Source organism: Citrobacter tructae (assembly GCF_004684345.1).
Taxonomy (GTDB): domain Bacteria; phylum Pseudomonadota; class Gammaproteobacteria; order Enterobacterales; family Enterobacteriaceae; genus Citrobacter; species Citrobacter tructae.
In genome coordinates, this window is sequence record NZ_CP038469.1 from 2,897,931 (window position 1) to 2,920,454 (window position 22,524).

Here is a 22,524-nt window from a genome sequence, read left to right on the forward strand (position 1 = left end):
TGCACTTAAAATGCCGGGTCTTCCCGGCATTTTTACCCATTTATCTTAGTATTTTCAGGCTATTTCAAATATCATCTTTTCAAATCAATTTGTATCGGAATAGCTCATGACTGAAGCACAAAGACATCAAATATTGCTGGATATGCTGGCGCAGTTGGGCTTTGTTACCGTTGAGAACGTAATCGAGCGTCTGGGGATTTCACCGGCAACGGCACGCCGGGATATCAATAAACTCGATGAAAGTGGCAAACTCAAGAAAGTCCGCAACGGTGCAGAAGCGATTACCCAGCAGCGTCCGCGCTGGACGCCTATGAATCTGCATCAGGCGCAAAACCACGACGAAAAAGTGCGGATTGCCAAAGCCGCTTCCCAGTTAGTGAACGCGGGTGAAAGCGTGGTGATCAACTGTGGTTCAACAGCGTTCCTGCTTGGGCGCGAAATGTGCGGCAAGCCGGTGCAGATCATCACCAACTACCTGCCGCTGGCGAATTTTCTGATCGACCAGGAGCATGAAAGCGTGATCATCATGGGGGGGCAATACAACAAGAGCCAGTCCATCACGCTGAGCCCGCAAGGCAGCGAAAATAGCCTGTATGCCGGACACTGGATGTTTACCAGCGGTAAAGGACTGACCGCTGACGGGTTGTATAAAACCGATATGTTAACCGCGATGGCAGAACAAAAGATGCTGAACGTGGTCGGCAAGCTGGTGGTGCTGGTTGATAGCAGTAAGGTGGGTGAGCGCGCGGGAATGCTGTTCAGCCGTGCCGATCAAATCGATATGCTGATAACCGGCAAAAACGCTAACCCTGAGATCCTGCAACAACTCGAAGCACAGGGCGTGAGTATTCTGCGCGTTTAGAGATGTTGGCGGAAAAATGTAACTGTCGCCGCCAGCGCTTCAGGCGTGATGCGGTGCCGTACGCCCGCTTCCCACAGGCAGGTCAGCGAGTTTTCCAGACCTGCCTGAATCAGCGCCTGCTGTAAGCGTAGAGTCTCCACTGCCGGCACAACGTCATCGTCCTGACCATGCCATAACAGCAGTGGTCTGTCGGCCAGACGTTCCAGTTGATGTGTCACATCCCACTCAGCCAGCGGCGCGATGATCGCATCAAACTCCGCCTGCTGCTCCGGCGTCTGCACCGATATCGGGGGAAAAAGCGTGTGAGCAAGCTGGGTAAAATATCCCGACCCCATCAGGCTGGCTGCACATTTCACATCGGGATGGCGCGCCGCAATTCCCAGCGTTGTCATACCGCCCATTGATGCCCCAGCCACTGCAAGGCGTTCATCCAGCAGCCAATTTTCCGCCGCCAGCGCCGCACGTAACGCCGTAAATTCCTGCATATTTTGCTGCAATATCTGCCAGAAGCGGTGCATTCTGTCCTGTGCATCGCCGTGGAACCGAGCACCATGATCGGGCGCATCGGGCATGATGACCCGGAACCCAGCCTGCGCCAACGCAACGGCAAAATAGCTGTAGACCAGACTGGAAGAGGTAAACCCGTGGTAGACGATAATACAAGGGAGTGAAAGGTCGCGGTAATCCGCAGGAAATGCGTGCAAGACAGGGATACCAGCCAGCTGTCGTGTTTCAATTTCTATCATTTGTCGCCTCTTTTTTTCTGGTATGCCATGGAGAAATACTTAACGCAAGTGAATGTGTGCGGCAATGATTCATAATGTTGAGAACTGGGTTACGCTTTCGCAACATTTTCATTCGAAAATCGCGTGAGAGATAACAATTCGGGAACATTCCCCTAAAGGGAAATTAATAAGGCACTACACTATGGCTATCAGGAAACGAGATAGAGTTATGCGTCGGTTTGCCTCTTTGATGCTGGTGATGTTGTTAAGCGCCTGTAGCGTGCTGCAGGGTACGCCACAACCGGCACCACCCGTCGCCGACCACCCGCAGGAGATCCGCCGTGACCAGAGTAATGGGTTACAGCGATTAGGGACGGTCAGCGCACTGGTTAGAGGTTCTCCGGATGATGCGCTGGCAGAGATCCGTGCCAAAGCCGTCGCGGCTAAAGCAGATTATTACGTTGTCTTATTAGTCGATGAGACCATCGTAACAGGCCAATGGTATTCACAAGCTATTTTGTATCGTAAATAACATTGGGTTGAAATTTAGTCAGCTTTACATTGCTTTGCGCCCCTATGCGTTTTCCTGTGCACAATAAACCAACAGCAGGGAGCTTGAGGTTTATTCTCGCGATGGAATGCCCTGCCACGTGTAGGGGTACGAATAATGGAGCTGACGATGAAACAATCACTTGCCTTATCCTCACTGCTGCTTTCTGCCGGACTGGTGGATACCACGGCACAGTCTGCCGAGTTCGCCAGTGCTGACTGCGTTACGGGCCTGAACGAAATTGGCCAGATATCCGTCAGTAACATTGCAGGAAATCCGCAGGATGTAGAGCGCGTAGTCGCGTTAAAAGCGGATGAACAAGGTGCCTCATGGTACCGGATCATTCAAATGTACGAAGAACAGCAGCCCGATAACTGGCGTGTACAGGCCATACTTTATGCATAATACCCTGCCAGATGGCGCTCGCTTATCCGGCCTACATCGAAAATAAGACTGTAGGCCAGATAAGATGCGCCAGTGTTACCATCAGGCAAGTCGCTAACGTAATCCCCCCGTTGCCCGCAGTAATAAATCATTCTGCACCTGTTCAGACAGCTTCAGCCCACCGCGCGTATCCAGCATCATCTGACACCAGGCCTGCGCCACAGGTGGAGAAGCATAACGCAATATCTGCGCCCCGCAGCCGAGCAGGAAAAGTTGCTGCGTGATTTCCCGTCCCAACTCCTCACTGGGTTTACGTAAATGCTGCTGCAGCTTACGCACCATCCGATCGTAATGTCTGTCCTGCCCTTTGACTTCAGCAAAAGCCTCGCTGAGCATGTCGACCATACCAGCTTGTTTCGCCAGCACCCGCAGCACATCAAGGCACATAATGTTGCCAGATCCTTCCCAGATACTGTTTACCGGCATTTCACGGTACAAGCGCGGCAGCTCACTCTCCTCGCAATAGCCTGCACCGCCGAGCACCTCCATTGCCTCTGCAACAAATGGCATACCGCTTTTGCAGATGGAAAATTTAGCCGCCGGGGTGAACAACCGAGCCCACAGCACTTCTTTCGCGTCAGTTCGCCGATCCCAAGCCCGCGCCAGGCGAAACATTAACGCGGTCTGACCTTCCAGTTGAAGCGCCATGCGGCTTAATACCTGTCGCATCATAGGCTGCTCAATCAGCGGCTTGCCAAACACCTGGCGCTGATGCGCATGGTAAATCGCGACGGAAAAGGCGCGCCGCATCATGCTGTGACTGCCCAGCGCACAGTCAAAACGCGTCATCCCGCCCATTTTCAGGATATGGCGAATACCTTCGCCCTCTTCTCCCAGCAACCAGCCCATCGCATCCTGAAACTCAACCTCACAACTGGCATTAGAGCGATTGCCTAACTTATCTTTCAGGCGCTCAAGACGGATGGCATTACGCTGACCATCAGGTAAAAATCGCGGCACAAAAAAGCAGGATAAGCCGCCTTTTGCCTGCGCCAGCACCAAATGGGCGTCACTTTGCGGTACCGAGAAAAACCACTTATGCCCCACCAGCCGATACGCGCCATCCGCCAGGCGTTCTGCCTGCGTGGTATTGCTCAAGACATCCGACCCTCCCTGTTTTTCCGTCATTCCCATGCCGATCAGCAGGCCGCGCTTTTGCCCACCGGGTAGAAGATGTGAATCGTAGCGATCGCTGCGCAGTGGCGTCAGCCAGTCATGAAATTGTGAGGGTAACATCTGCAGTAACAACGGTGTGGCAGCAAATGTCATGGTCACCGGGCACAAGGTTCCCGCTTCCACCTGCGCATGCAACATGAAGCGTGCGGCTCGGGCAACAAATGCCCCCTGCCTCGCCTCCTCTTCCCAGGCAAGATTATGTACGCGGTTGGCGCATAGCCCCTGCATCAGTAAATGCCAAGCAGGATGAAAGCGCACATCATCCAGTCGCTGCCCCTGCGGATCGTATCGCAACAGTTCAGGTGGATAAGCGTTGGCTAACCGACCCAGTTCGAGCGATTCCGCAGTACCTAACTGCTGACCAATACTGGCTAGGAGATCGCTGTCCCAGGCCGCGCCTTCACGATTGACTGCTTCGCACAGGGCCCCATCCGACAGGTACAAATTGCTGTTATTGAGCGGTACAGGTTGGTTAAAAACGGTATGCGTTTGCCAGTGCATTGTGTCTCCCTCCGTCAATGGCCGTCGCCTTAAGTATGGCCAGTACCACAGTATTCGCGACGGAGGAAGATCACAAAAGTACGGTTAGCCCGCAATATAGTGAGGAATAAAACGAGAAGTATCTTTAGTGATCAACGTATTATCTTCGCGGATCCCCATGCCACAGGCTTCATCATCCACAATCCAGCTACCGATCAACGTGTAGCTGTCGCCAAAGCGCGGTAATGGCTGAAATGCCTGATAGATCATCGGTTCTTCGGCGTAATCACCCTCGGCATGCTCAACGACCTGCTGCTGACCATCAAAAATGGTGACATTTCCCCCTTCACGGGAAAATATCGGTTTGCGTACATAGCTTTCACCAGCTGCAATTTGTGGTGTTTCACCGTCAAACCAGGCGGGCAGCAGGTTGGGATGGTTGGGAAAAAATCGCCACAGCAATGGCATCAGCCCTTTATTGCTGAGTACGCTCTTCCATAACGGCTCAACCCACTGTTCGCGGCGATGGCGCAGTAAGGGGCCATTTTCATCTCGCATCATCCACTCCAGGGGATAGAGCTTAAAGGCGCGACGAATGACGTTATCATCCAGGTCCGTGAGAACACCGCCAACGCCAAGCCCCAGATCTTCGACGTAAATAAACCGTGACTCTTGCCCCGCCTGCTGTGCGCAATCCTGTAAATACAGCACCGTGGTACGGTCTTCATCGGTATCTTCACAGCAGCAGAAATAGAAGGGATCCGGACTATAAAGCTCAGCAAAACGGGAGATCAACCGCTCCTGAATAGCGTTGTACTGATCGGCGTCGCGTGGAATCACCCCGCTACGACGCGCATCTTCCAGCCATAACCACTGGAAATACGCTGACTCATAGAGCGATGTTGGCGTATCCGCGTTGTACTCCAGCAGCTTGACTGGGGCGTTATTTCCGCACCAGACAAAATCCATTCGGCCGTACAGAGAGGGATCGCGATTGCGCCAGCTTTCGGCAATAACATCCCAGTACAGCGGCGGGATCGCCAGTTGCTGCATAATCTGTTCGTCGTTAACTGCTCGTTCGACGACATCCAGACACATCTGGTGCAGTTCCGCAGTGGGTTTTTCGATCTGCTCTTCCACTTGCCGGAGCGTAAAGCGGTATGCCCGGCTCTCATCCCAGTAAATCTCGTTATCGATAATATGAAAATCAAAGCCGTGATCGTAGGCGATCCGGTCCAAATCCTGACGAACAGGGACATCATGTCGCAGCATCGTTAACCTCCCCAGTGCCCACGCGCGCTGGACGAACGCCCGTAGCCGCCGCGTGAAACCGTCGAGACTTTCTTCGTCGTATAACTATGGCTGGTTGCAGTATCATGTTTTCCACTACCGGAACGCCAACTGTAATCCCCGGAAGTCGTACGCCAGACCGGGCGCGAAGCATAGGAAGAACCACCGCTGCTATAAACATATTGTTCGTCGCGATTTTTGCGAATGACGCGGCTGAGTAAAAAACCGGAGAATATCGGCACCCAGCTTTGATCGATGCTGTCGAGATAACAGTCGCCAAACTGTGTCTGACAGCTCTGCTTGCTCATTTGCTTTGGCAGGTTAGAGTAGAACTCTGTTTTCGCATTGTTCCAGCCATCGGCACAAACGGTGGCGCTATTGCCATCGTCAATACATTCACTCACCGCGGAGTAAAAGGTACCGTCACCATCGTTATCGGTATTGCCGTCATCAGCACATCCTTTGAGGACAAAAAATGCCGCTCCGCCCATAATGGCCAGCGTCAGGTACTTTCCGCTGTATCGGCTGCGTTTTTTTACAAAGGGATTCGCCGGGCGCCCAATTCGCGTGATAGCAGAATGCCCTGGCGCCCTGTTTTTGTTTCCTGATTTACGTTTTCTTGCCATGATCGTCCATTACCATGTCATGCAGGCGGCGTTAAAAATGCCACCCGCCAGCGCAGCGGTCCCCATAAATAATCCCGCTGCAGTATTATGATTAATAATTTTCTCACTCATTGTCGGCATATATAAACGCACGCCACCGTAAACGATGAGTTGTATCACCAGTGCGATACCGCCCCAGGAAAAATAATCCGGAATGCTAACGGCGTTAATTGCCGCGCTGGATAACGGAATAACGTAGCCCAGCAACGTACCGCTAAACGCCAGTGACGCTGCAGTATTATTATTTTTAATCAGTTGCCATTCGTTGTGCGGCGTGATTTTTGAGTAGATAAACAGAAAAACGATCACCATGGCTGCACCAATAAAAAAATAGGCGCAAAAAGCCAGTAATGAATCCAGTATGTGCATTGTGTAACCTTCCCTGAAATTAACCAATTACATTAAGTGATGTTAATGGAATATCCACACCCAGCGCCCTCGAGAATACCCACTCAGGCTCTCCCTGCTCATTAAACGACTCTTCACCGTTCAACAGCAGGTATTCCCATGTATCCTCTGTAACCTGGCGCTGATAACCCATGGTAAAATTATGTACATCCCATGTGGCATGCTGATGATTTTCTACTTTTTCCAGCATATAAACCGGCTCAATATTCCCGGGCTCTTCATCGTTAAAAAAGCGCTGCCAACGCTCTTCCTGCCAGTTCAGCGCCGGGGCCCCTATCGCAGAAGGGCTAATGGCAGACTGCCAGTGTTTTTTCTGCGAAATCCCGTAACTTTCTGCATAAACAAAGAATTTGATATCGTCGATATCATCAATGTCTGAGCCGCCCGTGGTATTGATTTGCAGAAACTCTTCTCCGGACGTGTAGTAGCGAAAAATCTGGCTTCCGCCACCTAAATCAATGTGGCTGGCGGCTGCAACGGTGTACTCCTCACCGGGCAACTCGATCAATAGAGATTCTTCAAGCAGGCGAAACGCCAGTGTGTTAAGCGTAAAACCGGAATTAAGATGTAGCCCCAACGGCCCGCGAGCTGGCGCAACAGCAGCGGCTTTACCAAATAAGCGCTGGAAAAAACTCATCATCATTTTCCCTTAATGATCTGCCAGCCTTCTTTCGAGGCTGGCGCATTTCACCGACGTTTACTCGCCTTGCTGACGCTGCAGTCGTGCCAGAACATCCTGAGCCGAACTTTTATTGCTCGCCCCAATGCCTGCTTCGGCCAGCTTCTCATCCAGGTCACGCCCATCCGCAACCTTTTCCAGCTGCGCAGCGGCATCCAAACGGGCCTGACGCTCTGCCTGGCGCGTTTGCAAACGCTTGAGCGACTCTGCGGCTGTAGATACACTCGAAGACGCGCCTACGGTCGAGATAGTCACTGCCTGCTGGGCGCGCTGCATAGCTTCCGTCGCCTTTACCACCTCAAGCTGCTGCTCGAACTGTGCAATCCGTTGTGCGGTTGCACTAACCGCCTTTTCAACGCCATCCCGCGACGCCTCTAAGTTAGTAAGTACTAGCTCCTCAGCTGCAATGGCATTCTCCAGACGGGCGATTTCTTCTGCAACTTCGTTAATCAGAGACGGATTAGCGTTTTTACTCAGTGCTTCCAGCACTCGTGTTTCCAGACTGGATTTACGCTCGCGCAGATCGCTCAACTTGTCATGGCTGAGTTTCACTCGCGCCAGCAGGTCTACCCGTGATTTTCCGGCTTTATCCAGTTCACCTTTCGCATCACGGATATGCTGCTCCAGCATGCGGACCCCCTGCGCTTCTTCAATTGACTCTTCCGCCTGAGAAAGTACGGACTTGCCGAGGGTAAACAGGCTTTTTAAAATTCCCATAAATAGCGTTCCTTGTTATTCGTGAGTGTATTCTTCAGTGATTTCAGCCAGATCCAGCGCGTTATCTGCGAGCGTAGTCATCTCCAGCACTACATCATCCAGTGATGAATTAAGCGAGAGTGCTCCAAATGCGATGTAATATTCATCCTGCTGAACGCGAGAAACCCCCACGGAAGACAGAGGAAGGAGTTTCTGATTACGTAATAAGAAAATATTGAATTCATCCTGCTGATTAATACTGCTGACAGGACAAATAACTGTTTCAATAATTATCTGGCGGGATGTGAATAAAATACCGAGTGATAAATCGCCATAATCATTCATTTTGATAATTAATGATTGTTCGTTATATTCAATATCTATATTTAATTCAGGAATAGTTTGTATTGCTTCAGCAAGCAACTGCGGAGTCCATGCCATATATTATCCATATATAATTTAATTATAAATAAATGAATATCATTTTCTACCCTTTATCATACTCGTTTATAATAAAAAAAAGCCACCCGAATCCGGGTGGCTTTGTCTGAAAAATAAGTTTAGCCGCGCTGGCGGACGGCTTCAAACAGGCAGATACCCGTCGCAACTGAAACGTTCAATGACGAAACGCTCCCTGCCATCGGGATGCTGATCAGTTCGTCACAGTGTTCGCGGGTCAGACGACGCATACCTTCACCTTCTGCGCCCATTACCAGCGCCATTCGGCCGGTCATTTTACTCTGGAACAGCGTATGGTCCGCTTCGCCTGCCGTTCCGACGATCCAGATATTCTCTTCCTGCAGCATGCGCATGGTGCGCGCCAGGTTGGTCACACGGATCAGCGGTACGTTTTCTGCGGCGCCGCAGGCCACTTTTTTTGCCGTAGCATTCAGCAGTGCAGAACGATCTTTCGGAACGATAACCGCATGCACCCCGGCAGCGTCTGCGCTACGCAGGCAAGCACCCAGGTTGTGCGGATCGGTAACGCCATCGAGGATCAAAAAGAATGGTTGATCGAGTGAGGCGATCAGATCGGGCAGATCGTTTTCCTGATACTGACGACCCGGTTTCACACGGGCGATAATCCCCTGATGAACTGCACCCTCGCTTTTCTCATCCAGGAACTGGCGGTTCGCCAGTTGGATGACGACACCCTGTGCTTCCAGGGCATGGATCAGCGGCAGCAGGCGTTTGTCTTCACGCCCTTTGAGAATAAAGACCTCCTGAAAGCGCTCAGGCGCGCGCTCAAGCAGAGCCTGCACCGCATGGATGCCGTAAATCATTTCACTCATGAATGTACTCGTTAATAGTTTAGGTGTAACGCCGGGCGGCTCGCAGCGCGCCCGGCTTACGGTTTATGGCTGTTATTGTGCGACGTTCTTTTTCGCCGCGCGTTTAGCTTTGGTGGCGGCCGCGATTTTAAGCGTTTTTGACGATGGCTTTTTCGCTTTTTTATCGCCTTTTTTCTCAGCCGTTTTTTTATCCGCCTGAGGTTTGGCTTTGCCTTTTTTCTCGCCACGGAATGCACTGTCCGGCTCGAAATTCACCTTTTTTCCTACCTGACGACGTCTGCCGGTATTTTTACCCGCATCGACTTTTTTGGCTTTTTCGCGCGCGGTTTTACCTTCGTTACGCGGCGCACGTTCGCTGGAGATCAGACTAAAGTCGATTTTACGCTCGTCCATGTTGACCGCTTCCACACGGACTTCAACGCGATCGCCCAGGCGATACATCTGACCGCTTGATTCACCGGTCAGGCGTTGCCCAACCTGATCGAAGCGATAGTAGTCGTTATCCAGCGAGGAGACATGCACCAGACCGTCGATAAACAGTTCGTCCAGGCGGACAAAGAAGCCAAAACCGGTAACGCTGGCAATCACACCTTTAAAGACATTACCGACCTGATCCAGCATGAAGTCACACTTCAGCCAGTCGGAGACATCACGCGTGGCTTCATCAGCACGGCGTTCGGCCATCGAACAGTGCTGACCCAGCTGCAGCATTTCTTCCATCGAATAATGGTAGCCACCGGTTTCCGTGGTGTTGCCTTTATGACCCTGCTCCTGAGCCAGCAGATACTTGATCGCACGGTGCAAGGAGAGATCCGGGTAACGACGGATCGGCGAGGTAAAGTGCGCATAAGACTGCAGCGCCAGGCCAAAGTGACCGCGGTTTTCCGGATCGTAAATCGCCTGCTTCATGGAACGCAGCAGCATAGTTTGCAGCATTTCTGCGTCAGGACGGTCGGCAATCGAATCCAGCAGTTCAGCGTAATCACGCGGCTCGGGTTTGTTACCACCCGACAGTTCCAGTCCCAACTCCGCCAGTACGGAACGGAAGGAGGTAATGGCTTCAGTCGTCGGCTTGTCGTGAATACGGAACAGCGCCGGCTCTTTGGCTTTCTCGACGAATCGTGCCGCTGAGATATTCGCCATGATCATGCACTCTTCAATCAGCTTGTGCGCATCATTACGCTGCGTCTGCTCGATACGTTCAATACGGCGCTCGGCATTGAAGATAAACTTCGCTTCTTCACTTTCAAACGAGATTCCGCCGCGCTCTTCACGGCCTTTATCCAGTACTTTGTAGAGATTGTGCAGCTCTTCAATGTGTTTTACCAACGGCGCATATTGCTCACGCAATTCCTCATCACCCTGCAGCATGTGCCAGACTTTGGTGTAGGTTAGGCGCGCGTGAGAGCTCATCACCGCCTCATAGAATTTGTAGCCCGTCAGACGCCCTTTCGTGGAAATGGTCATTTCACAGACCATGCACAGTCTGTCCACCTGCGGGTTCAGTGAACATAAACCGTTGGAAAGGACTTCCGGCAGCATTGGCACAACCTGCGACGGGAAGTAGACGGAAGTACCGCGACTGCGCGCTTCCTGATCCAGCGGAGTCGGCGGACGAACGTAATAGCTTACGTCAGCGATAGCCACCCACAAACGCCAGCCGCCTCCGCGTTTCTTCTCGCAGTAGACCGCATCATCAAAGTCACGCGCATCTTCGCCATCAATCGTCACCAACGGTAAATCACGCAGGTCAACACGACCGACTTTGGCTTCTTCCGGGACTTCTTCTTTCAGCCCAGCGACTTGTTTAACTACCGCATCAGGCCAGATATAAGGGATTTCATGCGTACGCAGGGCCATATCAACGGCCATGCTGGTGCCCATGTTGTCACCCAGCACTTCAACAATTTTACCTACTGCTTTGGTGCGACGGGTCGGGCGCTGGGTCAGTTCAACCACCACCACAAAGCCCATGCGAGCCCCCATCACTTCTTCAGGCGGGATCAGGATGTCGAAGCTGAGACGGCTGTCGTCAGGAACCACAAAGCCTACGCCCGCATCGGTGAAGTAACGTCCGACAATCTGGCTGGTTTTCGGCACCAGTACGCGCACAATCCGCGCTTCGCGGCGGCCTTTACGGTCCGCGCCCAGCGGTTGCGCCAGCACCTGATCGCCATGGATGCAGGTTTTCATCTGCTCACTGGAAAGGTACAGATCGTCTTTGCGGCCTTCGACGCGCAGAAAGCCGTAGCCATCACGGTGGCCAATAACGGTACCTTTCAGCAGGTCAAGACGCTCCGGCAATGCATAGCACTGGCGACGAGTGAAGACCAGTTGCCCATCACGCTCCATCGCGCGCAGGCGACGGCGAAGCGCTTCTTGCTGCTCTTCGCCTTCAATGTTGAGTTCAACGGCCAGCTCATCGCGGTTGGCCGGTTTTTCACGTTTGGTTAAATGTTCGAGGATAAATTCCCGGCTCGGGATGGGATTCGCGTATTTTTCTGCTTCGCGTTCCTGGAAAGGATCATGTGACATCTCGGTTCCTCCGTTGTCATCTCTGATGAAGATTTTCGTCACTCCACCAGCAATAATTTATAAAGTGGTTGATTCTTTTCAACCAAATCAGCAAGTGTGTAGTTATCCAGTTCCGTGAGAAAACTTTGCACTGCCTTAGAAAGTGCCTGTTTGAGTCGACAGGCAGGGGTAATGTGGCAAAACTCGCTGCTGCAGTTGACCAACGTCAACGGCTCCAACTCGCGGACCACATCACCAATACCAATATCCTTAGCCGCTTTGCCCAGGCGAATACCGCCATTTTTTCCACGAATAGCAGTAACAAAGCCCGCCCGGCTAAGTTGATTGATTATTTTGACCATATGATTACGGGACACGCCGTAGACGTCTGTCACCTCAGAAATACTGGTCATACGTCCTTCGGGTAGTGACGCCATATAAATTAGCGCGCGTAATCCGTAATCGGTGAAACTTGTTAACTGCACATCAACCTCAGGAAAAAAGGATAAAACGGATAAGCCTGGTAGTATTAATTATATTGATGATAAACCAGCCACCAGCCAGGTCGCTAATTTATTTCAGTTCGGGAAGGAAAAAAGCGAGGAACTTACGTAATTTTAAGCCAGATACCGATGCAAAGCATCTCATCCGGCCTACGATAAAGCAAGCGTAGCGCCATCTGACGCTACGCGATAACCCAAATTATGCGTCGAACGGATCGCGCAGAATCATGGTTTCAGTACGGTCTGGGCCAGTTGAGATGATATCAATCGGCACACCGGTCAGCTCTTCAATACGCTTGACGTAATTCAGCGCTGCCTGCGGCAGGCCACTACGCTCTTTCACACCGAAAGTGGATTCAGACCAGCCAGGCATAGTTTCGTAGATCGGCTCGATGCCTTTCCAGTCGTCAGCTGCCAGCGGGGTAGTCGTCACTTCACGACCATCCGGCATACGGTAAGCGACACAGATTTTCACCTCTTTCAAACCGTCCAGTACGTCCAGTTTGGTCAGGCAGAAGCCAGACAGGGAGTTAATCTGTACTGCACGACGCACAGCAACGGAGTCCAGCCAGCCGGTACGACGACGACGACCGGTAGTCGCGCCATATTCGTTACCCTGCTTGCACAGGAACTCGCCGACATCATCAAAAAGTTCGGTCGGGAACGGACCTGCTCCTACGCGAGTAGAATAGGCTTTGATGATACCCAGAACGTAGTCCACATAACGCGGGCCCAGGCCAGAGCCGGTTGCCACGCCACCTGCGGTGGTGTTGGAGGACGTTACATACGGATAGGTACCGTGGTCGATATCCAGCAGCGTACCCTGGGCACCTTCAAACATGACGAAATCGCCACGTTTACGTGCCTGGTCCAGCAGGTCGGAGACATCAACAACCATAGAGGTCAGGATGTCGGCAATCGCCATCACATCATCCAGCACTTTCTGGTAGTCAACAGCGTCGACTTTATAGAAATTCACCAGCTGGAAGTTGTGATATTCCATCACTTCTTTCAGTTTTTCAGCGAAGGTTGCTTTATCAAACAGATCGCCAACGCGCAGACCGCGACGTGCTACCTTGTCTTCATAAGCCGGCCCGATACCACGACCAGTGGTGCCGATCGCTTTCGCGCCACGCGCTTTCTCACGCGCATTATCTAACGCAACATGATAATCAAGGATCAGCGGACACGCTTCAGACAGCAGCAGGCGCTCACGGACAGGAATCCCGCGGTCTTCCAGCCCTTTCATCTCTTTCATCAACGCAGACGGAGACAGCACTACACCGTTACCGATGATGCTGATGACGTTTTCGCGAAGAATGCCTGATGGAATAAGATGGAGGACGGTTTTTTCACCGTTGATTACGAGAGTATGGCCTGCGTTGTGACCACCCTGGTAGCGCACAACATATTTAGCCCGTTCAGTCAGGAGATCGACGATCTTCCCTTTACCTTCGTCACCCCATTGGGTGCCCAGTACGACGACGTTGTTACCCATTTTTCAAAATCACCGTTTGCTTAAAAATGGATTCTACCACCGCTTTTTCAGATATACAGCACTTTTTGCATGCGAAAAACCGCAAATTAGTCTACTTATTGTTCAGCCAATCGTTTTCTTCAACATGTAGTAGACCACAACGCCCGCAACCACAAGACCTCCACCAAAACGACGTAAAATATTTTCAGGAAGTTGCGCCATCGCCGCGATCATTTTCTTCCAGGCACTGGGATAAAGCATCGGACCCAGACCTTCCAGCACCAAAACCAGCGCAAGTGCCAGCAAAATTGTCGAATTCATCCGTTGTCCTTATATAAAAAGAAAACCACCGCATCCCTGGGGACGCTGGTGGTTTTGCTGGTCTAAAACCGCAGGTGCGAGTTTAGCGTGTCGCGGTGTTCGGTGTCTTCATGTAGCGGAAGAAATCGCTGTCCGGACTCATGATCATCACGTCCTGATTACCTTCGAAGCTCTTCTCGTAAGCACGCAGGCTACGGATGAAAGCGTAGAAGTCAGGATCCTGACTGAATGCGTCAGCAAACAGTTTAGCGGCTTCTGCATCACCTTCACCGCGCATAATACGGCCCTGACGCTCAGATTCTGCCAGCGTTTTGGTGACTTCATAATCCGCTGTTGCACGCAGTTTTTCCGCCTCTTCCTGACCCTGTGAACGATGGCGACGCGCTACCGCTTCACGCTCAGCGCGCATACGGTTATAGATCGCCTCAGACACTTCAGCAGGCAGGTTGATTTGCTTAATCCGCACGTCAACCACTTCGATCCCCAACGCCGCCATACTGTTCGGGTTGATGACCGGGACTTTACCGTTGGTTTCAGCCTGAACACGTTCAGCCGCTTCGGCAATCGCGCTGTCCGCCGCTGGCGTCGCGACTTCGTCTTCTGTACCTGCAGAACCCGAGTTCAGCGCATCACGGACTTCCAGCGTTAAGCGACCACGAGAGTCGGTAACGATGTCTTTTACGTCCAGACGGCCGATTTCAGAACGCAGACGGTCAGAGAACTTACGTTTTAACAGGACTTCTGCCTGAGAAACATCGCCACCGCCCGTTGCCAGGTAGTAACGGCTGAAGTCGCTGATACGCCACTTGATGTAGGAGTCAACGATCAGGTCTTTCTTCTCTTTGGTAACAAAGCGATCGGCCTGGTTATCCATGGTCTGAATACGCGCATCAAGCATCTTCACGGATTCAATAAACGGAATCTTGAAGTGCAGACCCGGCGCAACAACCAGCGGTTTGTTGTCATCGTCACGTAGAACTTTGCCAAAGCGCAGGGTAATACCACGCTCGCCTTCTTTGACCACAAAGAGAGACATGAACAGCACTACCAGAACGATGATGATAATCGCAATAACTGACTTACGCATCGTTATTCCCCCTGACGCTGGTAGTCGTTACGCTGCGCGTTAACGCGGCGTTGGTCCATAATATCGCCCTGACTGGTGGACGAGGTGTTGCTTGCTCCCGTGCTGGAAGACGATGCTGGCGGCAGAGTCAGCAGGTTTGAACTGCTTTCACTCTTTGCTGCCGGGGCGTTGCCACCTTTTAGCATTTGGTCCAACGGCAGAACCATCAGATTGCCACCCTTGTCGTTAACCAACACTTTACGGGTATGGCTCAGCACTTTTTCCATAGTCTCGATATACAGACGCTCACGAGTAATTTGCGGTGCGGCTTTATATTCCGGCAGAATTTTTGCGAAACGTGCCACTTCACCCTGTGCTTCCAGGATGGTTCGTGTTTTGTATGCACGCGCTTCTTCAAGAATACGCTGCGCCTGACCGTTAGCACGCGGCTGTACTTCGTTGGTGTAGGCTTCTGCTTCACGAATGTACTGCTGCTCGTTTTCACGCGCCGCGATAGCATCGTCAAACGCCGCTTTCACCTCTTCCGGCGGACGTGCAGCCTGGAAGTTGACGTCCAGCAGGGTAATACCCATGTTGTATGGACGAATGGTCTCTTCCAGTTCACGCTGGGTATCGCTACGAATAACGGTACGCCCTTCGGTCAAGATACGGTCCATGGTGTACTTACCGATAACTCCACGCAGGGCACTGTCGGTTGCCTGACGCAGGCTGTCATCAGCACTGGTCACGCTAAACAGATACTTCTGCGGATCGGTTACACGGTACTGCACGTTCATCTCAACGCGCACGACGTTTTCGTCAGAGGTCAGCATCACACCGGAGGCTGCCAGTTCACGCACGGCTTCAACGTTCACCGGCGTGACGGTATCGACAAATGTCGGTTTCCAGTTCAGACCCGGCTCAACCAGATGGCTGAATTTACCGAAGCGTGTCACCACGCCGCGTTCCGCTTCTTTAATGGTGTAGAAACCGCTGGCTGCCCAGATAATGACAATAGCTGCTGCGGCAATAGTAAAGACTCGACCGCCCAGTTGCGGACGCGGGCCTTGCGATGAACTACCGCCACCAGAGCCTGTACCTTTTCCGCCACCCAGCCCGCCGAGTTTTTTACTCAGCTTGCGGAAGATATCATCAAGATCGGGAGGTCCCTGATCGCGACCACCTTTGTTTCCATTTCCCTCAGGGTTGCCGCCAGGTTTGCTGCTTCCCCAGGGGTCGCGGTCTTGTCCGTTATTACCGGGCTGATTCCACGCCATGTTTATGCTCCATATTTGTTATGCGATGCTATACCTGCGTCTTTTGCGCTGCAGATGCGTTGGCTACGTCCCTCAACCTCCAGTCACATAGTTGACTATGCTCCTGGGGATTTCAGGGCTTGCCGCCTTCCTGCCGCACAAAATCCACAAGGTATAGAGGCGAAAAAATCTTCAGGCTATATCCGTCTGGTCAGACAACATAGTCTTCCAGTGCCGGTTCTTGTTTACAGAGGCGACGCCAGTCAACGATTGGCATGCGAACTTGCAGACCTACGCTGCCGTCCTCCTCCATCCACTCTTTCTCTATTGCCTGAAGTTGGTAAAACCGGCTTCTCAGACGCCCTTCCTGCGGCGGCAAACGCAACGTATGCTGCGCAACCTCACCAGAAAGACGCTCTGTTAAAGCCTGAAAAAGCTGTGGTATGCCAATACCGGTTTGTGCTGAAACCCAAACGCGGATTGGTTTATTTTCTTCATCTCTGTCGATACGCGGCTCAAAGTCGTCCAGCATATCGATTTTATTCATCACCAGCAGGGTCGGGATCTCGTGCGCGTCGATCTCTTCGAGAACCGTGTCGACGGCCTCAATGTTTTCCAGCACACGAAAATCTGCCGCATCAATAACGTGCAGCAGCAATGTCGCCTGACGAGTCTCCTGCAAAGTGGCTTTAAACGCCGCCACCAGGTCGTGCGGCAAATGACGGATAAACCCTACGGTATCCGCCAACACGGTTTCGCCGACGTCCGCTACGTCAATACGCCGTAACGTCGGATCCAGGGTCGCAAAAAGTTGATCCGCTGCATAAACCCGGGCTTCGGTTATCTGGTTGAACAGGGTGGATTTTCCGGCGTTGGTATATCCCACCAGTGAGACGGTTGGAACATCCGCTTTCTTGCGCGACTGCCGCCCCTGCTCACGTTGCTTTTCAACTTTTTGCAGGCGCGACTGGATCTGCAAAATACGATTACGCAGCAAACGACGGTCGGTTTCGAGCTGGGTTTCACCCGGACCGCGCAAACCAATCCCGCCCTTTTGCCTTTCAAGGTGGGTCCAGCCACGGACCAGACGCGTAGCCATATGGCGCAACTGCGCCAGCTCAACCTGCAACTTACCCTCATGGGTACGCGCACGCTGGGCAAAAATATCTAAAATCAGACCGGTCCTGTCGATAACAAGACACTGACATAACTGTTCCAGGTTACGTTCCTGGGCAGGGCTCAAAGCATGATCAAAAATCACCACCGCAGCGCCAGTCGCTTTTACGGCTTCCGCAATTTCGATTGCCTTACCTTCACCAACAAAAAACTTCGGGTGCGGTGCTTTACGGCTCCCGGTAATCACCTGCATTGCTTCGACACCGGCGGAAGAAACCAGAGATTCAAACTCCTGGAGGTCTTCCATATCTTTGTCTTGCGAAAAATAGATGTGTACCAGTACCGCCTGCTCACCGGCATCATAACGGTCAAACAAGCGTCAACCCCTTAATATATATCAACGGGGAACGCAGGATCTCTGGCTCCCCGTGTGTAAAACAGCTAACAACCTTATTCGGTTTCTTCGCTGTCCTGTTGCGCAGAAGAACCCTGCGCGCTGCTACCGTGATGGTAGTTACTGCTACCAGTGCCGCCGGTGGCATTATTGCTGTGATGAGATACCGGACGAGACGGGACAACAGTAGAAATCGCGTGCTTATAAACCATCTGGCTGACCGTGTTTTTCAACAGGATCACGAACTGATCAAAAGACTCGATTTGACCTTGCAGCTTAATACCATTCACCAAATAAATAGAAACTGGAACACGTTCCCGACGCAGTGCGTTCAGGAACGGATCTTGTAAAGATTGCCCCTTAGCCATTCTCTCTTTTCCTTATATGCTTATTTGTACTTTGAACCTTTCGATTCTGAAAAATTGCGCACGATACGTTTCAATTGTACACATTCAATTCGCGATAGCACCAACAACCTGTAATACTTCGTTTCGCGCCTGGTCAGGCTTTTCACTGTCAAGCCAGTGCACCCCTTCCCAACCACGCAACCAGGTTACCTGCCGCTTCGCCAACTGCCTCGTGGCGCAAACACCTCTATAAACCATTTCATCGTATGAAATTTCGCCTTCAATGTATGACCACATCTGGCGATACCCTACACAACGAATGGAAGGCAAATCCGTATGCAAATCTCCTCGGGCAAAAAGCGCCCGGACTTCTGCTTCAAAACCTGAAGCTAACATCTGATGAAAACGCTGCTCAATTCGCTGATGGAGCAGTTCACGGCTCGCCGGGGCGATTGCAAACTGATGCACCTGATACGGCAAAGCATCTCCTGACGTTTGCGTCAGCTCCGTTAAAGTTTTACCCGAAATGAAAAAAACTTCCAGTGCCCGGGAAAGTCTTTGCGGATCATTTGGATGAATCCGCGCCGCAGCTACCGGATCGATCTCCTGAAGCTGTCGGTGTAACGCGTCCCATCCACGCTCTGCCGCCTGCTGCTCAATTCTGGCCCTGACCTCCGGGTCCGCCGACGGTAACGGCGACAACCCTTCGAGCAAGGCTTTGAAATATAACATTGTGCCGCCCACTAACAGCGGGATTCGTCCCGCCGCGGTGATATCAGCCATCTCGGCTAGCGCATCGCGACGAAAATCCGCAGCAGAATACGCCTGTGCCGGATCGCGAATATCCAGCAATCGATGCGGCGCGGCCTTTAACTCTTCAGCATCCGGCTTAGCGGTACCGATATCCATCCCCTTGTAGATAAGGGCGGAATCAACGCTTATCAACTCTACTGGCAAAACTTTACGCAATTCAATTGCTAATGCCGTTTTACCGGAGGCCGTCGGCCCCATTAAAAATAGTGCCTTTGGCAGGCTCGCCTTACTGATATCACTCATGTTTCAGGGCGTTCATTACCGAATGTAAATCAACAGGTTGCAACAGACCACCCGGCGGCGTCTTCACTAATTGTGGGCATAGCCGCTCAACATCCGTTAACAGCGTAATGGCCTGGGCCATGCTCCACTGCGGATGTTCACTCATGACGTTTCGAGCAATCCACTGTGCGATATCGCCAGGTTCGAATACGGACTGCAGCGCCAGGTAGCCTATCAGTTCAGGAATCAAGATTTGTAAATTTTGTTGGCGTAAGGGTAAAGGCACCGCTCGGATGGTCACATGCTGCACATCCAGTTGAAATTCAATGCCCAATTCAGCCAACTGACTCTGCGCTTTTTGCAGCGCCGCCTTCTCATCATTGGTCACTTTTAGACGCAATGGGATCAGCAACGGCTGGGAGCAAACGGGACCTTGCTCTGGCGTTAACTGCGCCTGACGCAGCCAGCGCTCAGCCACTGGCAACGCCAGCAAGCGAATATGACCGTCACATTCCAGTAATGCGCAGTCTGCCCCAACGATCGTCAATACACGACCAAAACTTTGGCTGTTTCCGGTAAGAGGCGCTGCGGGTGTTTCAGACACAGAGGGTTTGTGCATTGGCGCAGACGTTTGCAGCAGTTGCTGATAAATTTCACCCTGCTGCTTTTGATACCCAGGCTGAGCATGAGGCCAACTGGCGCTCGCCTGGCGGCCACCGCCTCCGCCCGCCGATACGGAATAACGTGGTGTAGCTGGTTCACGCGCTGGTGCGGGTTCGGCAAAGTGGTTTCGTCCCGCCGCTACCCGGTTTTCCGGGATATACCTTGGCGCAGGCTCTTCGTCATCAGCCAAGGGCAGCGGCGTTTCAAGTTGCTGTTGCAGAACGCTCAGCACGCCCTGATAGATAAAATCATGCACCAGTCGGGACTGGTGGAAACGGACTTCATGCTTGGCAGGATGCACGTTAACATCCACCTGATGCGGGTCGATCTCCAGGTACAGGACAAATGCAGGCTGCTGATCGGCCCCAAGTTTATCTTCGCAAGCCTGACGGATAGCGTGGTTAATCAGCCGATCGCGCATCATACGACCATTCACATAGCAGTACTGGATTTCCGCCAGCGCCGTCGTGGTGTGATTTGGGTCAGCCACCCATCCACGCAGCGTTAAATCACCATGCTGCCACTCAATTGCCAGCGCATGTTCCAAAAACGGTGTGCCGCAAATCGCGCCCAGACGACGCTCTTTCTGGCCATCGGCTGAGACTGCGCGGTACTGACGTACCATTTTACCGTTGTGCGATAAATTTATAGTCACATCAAAACGCGCCAGCGCAATGCGCCGGATAATCTCATCGATGTGGTTAAATTCGGTTTTCTCGGTGCGCATGAACTTACGCCGTGCTGGCGTGTTATAGAACAAATCTAACACCTCCAGAGTGGTTCCCACCGGATGTGCGGCGGGTTTAACCGTCACGTCCATGTCGCGCCCTTCGGCATAGGCCTGCCAGGCTTCAGGTTGTTCCTGCGTACGTGACGTCAGAGTTAAACGTGAAACCGAACTGATGCTAGCCAGCGCTTCCCCGCGAAACCCGAGGCTAACGATAGCTTCGAGATCGTCAAGCGAGGCAATTTTACTGGTCGCATGACGCGCCAGCGCCAGCGCCAGCTCGTCTTTTTTAATGCCACAGCCATTGTCACGAATGCGGATAAGCTTGGCACCACCTCGCTCGATATCAATATCAATGCGCGTTGCACCCGCATCGATGCTGTTTTCTACCAGCTCTTTAACCACTGAAGCAGGCCGTTCTACCACTTCACCTGCGGCAATTTGGTTCGCCAGCTGTGGCGGTAGAACCTGAATCGGCATGGCTAATCCTTAATTGGTTAACGTGTCACCCGGCGAGACAGCGCTGGCGGTTTGCGCCGGTGCGCCCTGCGGCCCGGTTTGCATCGGGTGCGCCTGGAAATAGTTACGCAGCCCTTTGTAAATCGCCTCAGCCAGTTGCTGCTGATAATCATCGCTCGCCAACAAACGCTCTTCGCTGTTGTTACTGATAAAGCCGGTTTCAACCAGCACTGACGGGATATCAGGCGAACGTAATACGCCCAGGCTGGCGTGTTCCGGACGACGCTTATGCATCGAGCCAATGCGCTCTAGCTGCCCGATCATGCTGGTCGCCACATCATACCCTACGCGCTGTGAATGACCGAACTGCAGGTCCAGTACCGCCTGGCTCAAATACGGATCGGACTGACTGTTTGCCAGCACATCACCTGCGCCTCCCAACAGCTCCGACTGCTTCTCGTGCTGTTCCAGCCAGCCGGCCATTTCAGTATTGGCCCGACGGTTTGACAGCACCCACACGGAAGCACCTGTGGCATCCCGGTTAGGTGCTGCATCCGCATGGATAGAGACCAAGAAATTGGCATTTTGTTTACGCGCGACGTCGGAACGCCCCATCACCGAGATAAAGTAATCTCCGTCACGGGTGAGGACGCCCTTAAACATCGGATCATCATTGAGCAGACTACGCAGCTTACGCGCGACGGCGATGGTGACGTTTTTCTCCCGCGTGCCACCAGGGCCAATTGCGCCAGGATCTTGTCCACCATGCCCAGCATCAATCGCAATGACCACTTTGTCGCCATTATTGCTGCTCGTCGCCCGAGCGGCAGGTCGCGTGGTCGTATTACTGTTAGTCACGACAGTTGTGCGATTGTTTTCCGTTTTAAACGGGTTTCGCGCAGGTTCTGCCGGGCGCGGAGCGACAACGGGTGCTTCAACACGCTTTACCACCACAGGAGGTGGGGGCGGCGGCGGAGGGGCATCAGCATTAATGGTAAACACGACGGTATAGTTGCCACCGTTTTGCCGTTTTACGGCGGCGGCTTTTCCGTTCTCAGTCAAATCGACGACCAGTCGCAAAGACTGTGGATCATTCGGTGTGCCCGCACGAATCGCCTTTACCAGGTTATTTCCGCTAAACAACAGCGGTAATCCCTGAATTACACCAGTTTGTTTAATATCCAGCGCAACGGTGCGCTTCCCATCCTGCGAAACGGCATATTCAGGTTCGCCAATAAAGCTGAGCGTAATCCGTGCCTGTTGTTCACCATTGGAAACCTGAAGATCGGAAAGGCTGGCAGCCCCTGCCTGCGCGCACAGCAGGACCAAGGTTGCCATCAGCCAGTTTCTGATGCGATAAATCATCCCGCCACCCTTAA

The 22,524-nt window shown here is 52.4% G+C and carries 23 protein-coding genes; 3 read left to right on the forward strand and 20 right to left on the reverse strand.

Annotation, left to right across the window (positions count from 1 at the left end):
* Window positions 1-106: 106 nt before the first annotated feature.
* Window positions 107-862 carry an HTH-type transcriptional regulator UlaR gene (gene ulaR, locus E4Z61_RS14595; protein ID WP_135323400.1) on the forward strand — a complete coding sequence of 252 codons (756 nt, stop codon included), beginning with the start codon at window positions 107-109 and terminating at the stop codon, window positions 860-862.
* On the opposite strand, the gene yjfP is transcribed toward ulaR, so the two are convergent.
* Entirely contained in the window at window positions 859-1,608 is a 750-nt protein-coding gene (gene yjfP, locus E4Z61_RS14600) for an esterase (protein ID WP_135323401.1), read from the reverse strand. The genes ulaR and yjfP overlap by 4 nt on opposite strands.
* Window positions 1,609-1,789: 181 nt before the next feature.
* Here yjfP and bsmA point away from each other — a divergent pair, with 181 nt between their 5' ends.
* Window positions 1,790-2,119: a biofilm peroxide resistance protein BsmA gene (bsmA, locus tag E4Z61_RS14605; protein WP_135323402.1), complete on the forward strand. Its 330-nt coding sequence runs from the start codon at window positions 1,790-1,792 to the stop codon at window positions 2,117-2,119.
* A 147-nt stretch (window positions 2,120-2,266) separates the two neighbouring features.
* Window positions 2,267-2,542 carry a DUF1471 family protease activator YjfN gene (yjfN, locus tag E4Z61_RS14610; protein ID WP_135323403.1) on the forward strand — a complete coding sequence of 92 codons (276 nt, stop codon included), beginning with the start codon at window positions 2,267-2,269 and terminating at the stop codon, window positions 2,540-2,542.
* A 93-nt stretch (window positions 2,543-2,635) separates the two neighbouring features.
* Here the strand turns inward: yjfN and E4Z61_RS14615 are convergent, their stop codons facing one another.
* The 19 genes from E4Z61_RS14615 to amiB all read right to left on the reverse strand — a co-directional run bounded on the left by E4Z61_RS14615 (window position 2,636) and on the right by amiB (window position 22,510).
* The gene (locus E4Z61_RS14615; protein ID WP_135323404.1) at window positions 2,636-4,258 is read right to left on the reverse strand and encodes an isovaleryl-CoA dehydrogenase; all 1,623 of its coding nucleotides are present in this window, start codon (window positions 4,256-4,258) and stop codon (window positions 2,636-2,638) included.
* An 84-nt stretch (window positions 4,259-4,342) separates the two neighbouring features.
* Window positions 4,343-5,509, reverse strand: coding sequence for a glutathionylspermidine synthase family protein (locus E4Z61_RS14620; protein WP_135323405.1), 1,167 nt, complete (start codon window positions 5,507-5,509; stop codon window positions 4,343-4,345).
* Between the two features lie 2 nt (window positions 5,510-5,511).
* Window positions 5,512-6,153: a DUF1190 domain-containing protein gene (locus E4Z61_RS14625; protein WP_135323406.1), complete on the reverse strand. Its 642-nt coding sequence runs from the start codon at window positions 6,151-6,153 to the stop codon at window positions 5,512-5,514.
* A gap of 9 nt (window positions 6,154-6,162) precedes the next feature.
* On the reverse strand, window positions 6,163-6,561 hold the full coding sequence (locus E4Z61_RS14630) for a DUF350 domain-containing protein (RefSeq protein WP_135323407.1): 399 nt from the start codon (window positions 6,559-6,561) through the stop codon (window positions 6,163-6,165).
* A gap of 19 nt (window positions 6,562-6,580) precedes the next feature.
* A complete protein-coding gene (locus E4Z61_RS14635; RefSeq protein ID WP_135323408.1) occupies window positions 6,581-7,240 on the reverse strand; it encodes a YjfK family protein in 660 nt (219 codons plus the stop codon).
* A gap of 57 nt (window positions 7,241-7,297) precedes the next feature.
* On the reverse strand, window positions 7,298-7,996 hold the full coding sequence (locus E4Z61_RS14640; protein ID WP_135323409.1) for a PspA/IM30 family protein: 699 nt from the start codon (window positions 7,994-7,996) through the stop codon (window positions 7,298-7,300).
* A 15-nt stretch (window positions 7,997-8,011) separates the two neighbouring features.
* Window positions 8,012-8,416 (reverse strand): YjfI family protein, encoded by a 405-nt coding sequence (locus E4Z61_RS14645; protein WP_135323410.1) that lies wholly within the window; start codon window positions 8,414-8,416, stop codon window positions 8,012-8,014.
* A 119-nt stretch (window positions 8,417-8,535) separates the two neighbouring features.
* Window positions 8,536-9,267, reverse strand: a complete 732-nt coding sequence (gene rlmB / locus E4Z61_RS14650; protein WP_135323411.1) for a 23S rRNA (guanosine(2251)-2'-O)-methyltransferase RlmB — start codon at window positions 9,265-9,267, stop codon at window positions 8,536-8,538.
* A gap of 72 nt (window positions 9,268-9,339) precedes the next feature.
* Window positions 9,340-11,802, reverse strand: coding sequence for a ribonuclease R (gene rnr, locus E4Z61_RS14655; RefSeq protein ID WP_135323412.1), 2,463 nt, complete (start codon window positions 11,800-11,802; stop codon window positions 9,340-9,342).
* 38 nt (window positions 11,803-11,840) lie between these two features.
* Entirely contained in the window at window positions 11,841-12,266 is a 426-nt protein-coding gene (gene nsrR / locus E4Z61_RS14660) for a nitric oxide-sensing transcriptional repressor NsrR (protein ID WP_135323413.1), read from the reverse strand.
* Between the two features lie 217 nt (window positions 12,267-12,483).
* Window positions 12,484-13,782: an adenylosuccinate synthase gene (gene purA, locus E4Z61_RS14665; RefSeq protein ID WP_135323414.1), complete on the reverse strand. Its 1,299-nt coding sequence runs from the start codon at window positions 13,780-13,782 to the stop codon at window positions 12,484-12,486.
* A 102-nt stretch (window positions 13,783-13,884) separates the two neighbouring features.
* Window positions 13,885-14,082, reverse strand: coding sequence for a DUF2065 domain-containing protein (locus E4Z61_RS14670; RefSeq protein ID WP_135323415.1), 198 nt, complete (start codon window positions 14,080-14,082; stop codon window positions 13,885-13,887).
* An 82-nt stretch (window positions 14,083-14,164) separates the two neighbouring features.
* On the reverse strand, window positions 14,165-15,169 hold the full coding sequence (hflC, locus tag E4Z61_RS14675; RefSeq protein WP_135323416.1) for a protease modulator HflC: 1,005 nt from the start codon (window positions 15,167-15,169) through the stop codon (window positions 14,165-14,167).
* Window positions 15,170-15,171: 2 nt separating this feature from the next.
* The gene (gene hflK, locus E4Z61_RS14680; RefSeq protein WP_135323417.1) at window positions 15,172-16,425 is read right to left on the reverse strand and encodes an FtsH protease activity modulator HflK; all 1,254 of its coding nucleotides are present in this window, start codon (window positions 16,423-16,425) and stop codon (window positions 15,172-15,174) included.
* A gap of 190 nt (window positions 16,426-16,615) precedes the next feature.
* Window positions 16,616-17,896: a ribosome rescue GTPase HflX gene (gene hflX / locus E4Z61_RS14685; RefSeq protein WP_135323418.1), complete on the reverse strand. Its 1,281-nt coding sequence runs from the start codon at window positions 17,894-17,896 to the stop codon at window positions 16,616-16,618.
* 74 nt (window positions 17,897-17,970) lie between these two features.
* A complete protein-coding gene (hfq, locus tag E4Z61_RS14690; RefSeq protein ID WP_096758588.1) occupies window positions 17,971-18,282 on the reverse strand; it encodes an RNA chaperone Hfq in 312 nt (103 codons plus the stop codon).
* 84 nt (window positions 18,283-18,366) lie between these two features.
* Window positions 18,367-19,317: a tRNA (adenosine(37)-N6)-dimethylallyltransferase MiaA gene (gene miaA, locus E4Z61_RS14695; protein ID WP_135323419.1), complete on the reverse strand. Its 951-nt coding sequence runs from the start codon at window positions 19,315-19,317 to the stop codon at window positions 18,367-18,369.
* The gene (gene mutL, locus E4Z61_RS14700) at window positions 19,310-21,166 is read right to left on the reverse strand and encodes a DNA mismatch repair endonuclease MutL (protein ID WP_135323420.1); all 1,857 of its coding nucleotides are present in this window, start codon (window positions 21,164-21,166) and stop codon (window positions 19,310-19,312) included. Before mutL ends, miaA begins: the two co-directional genes overlap by 8 nt.
* Before the next feature lie 9 nt (window positions 21,167-21,175).
* Window positions 21,176-22,510, reverse strand: a complete 1,335-nt coding sequence (gene amiB / locus E4Z61_RS14705) for an N-acetylmuramoyl-L-alanine amidase AmiB (RefSeq protein WP_135323421.1) — start codon at window positions 22,508-22,510, stop codon at window positions 21,176-21,178.
* Window positions 22,511-22,524 lie beyond the last annotated feature (14 nt).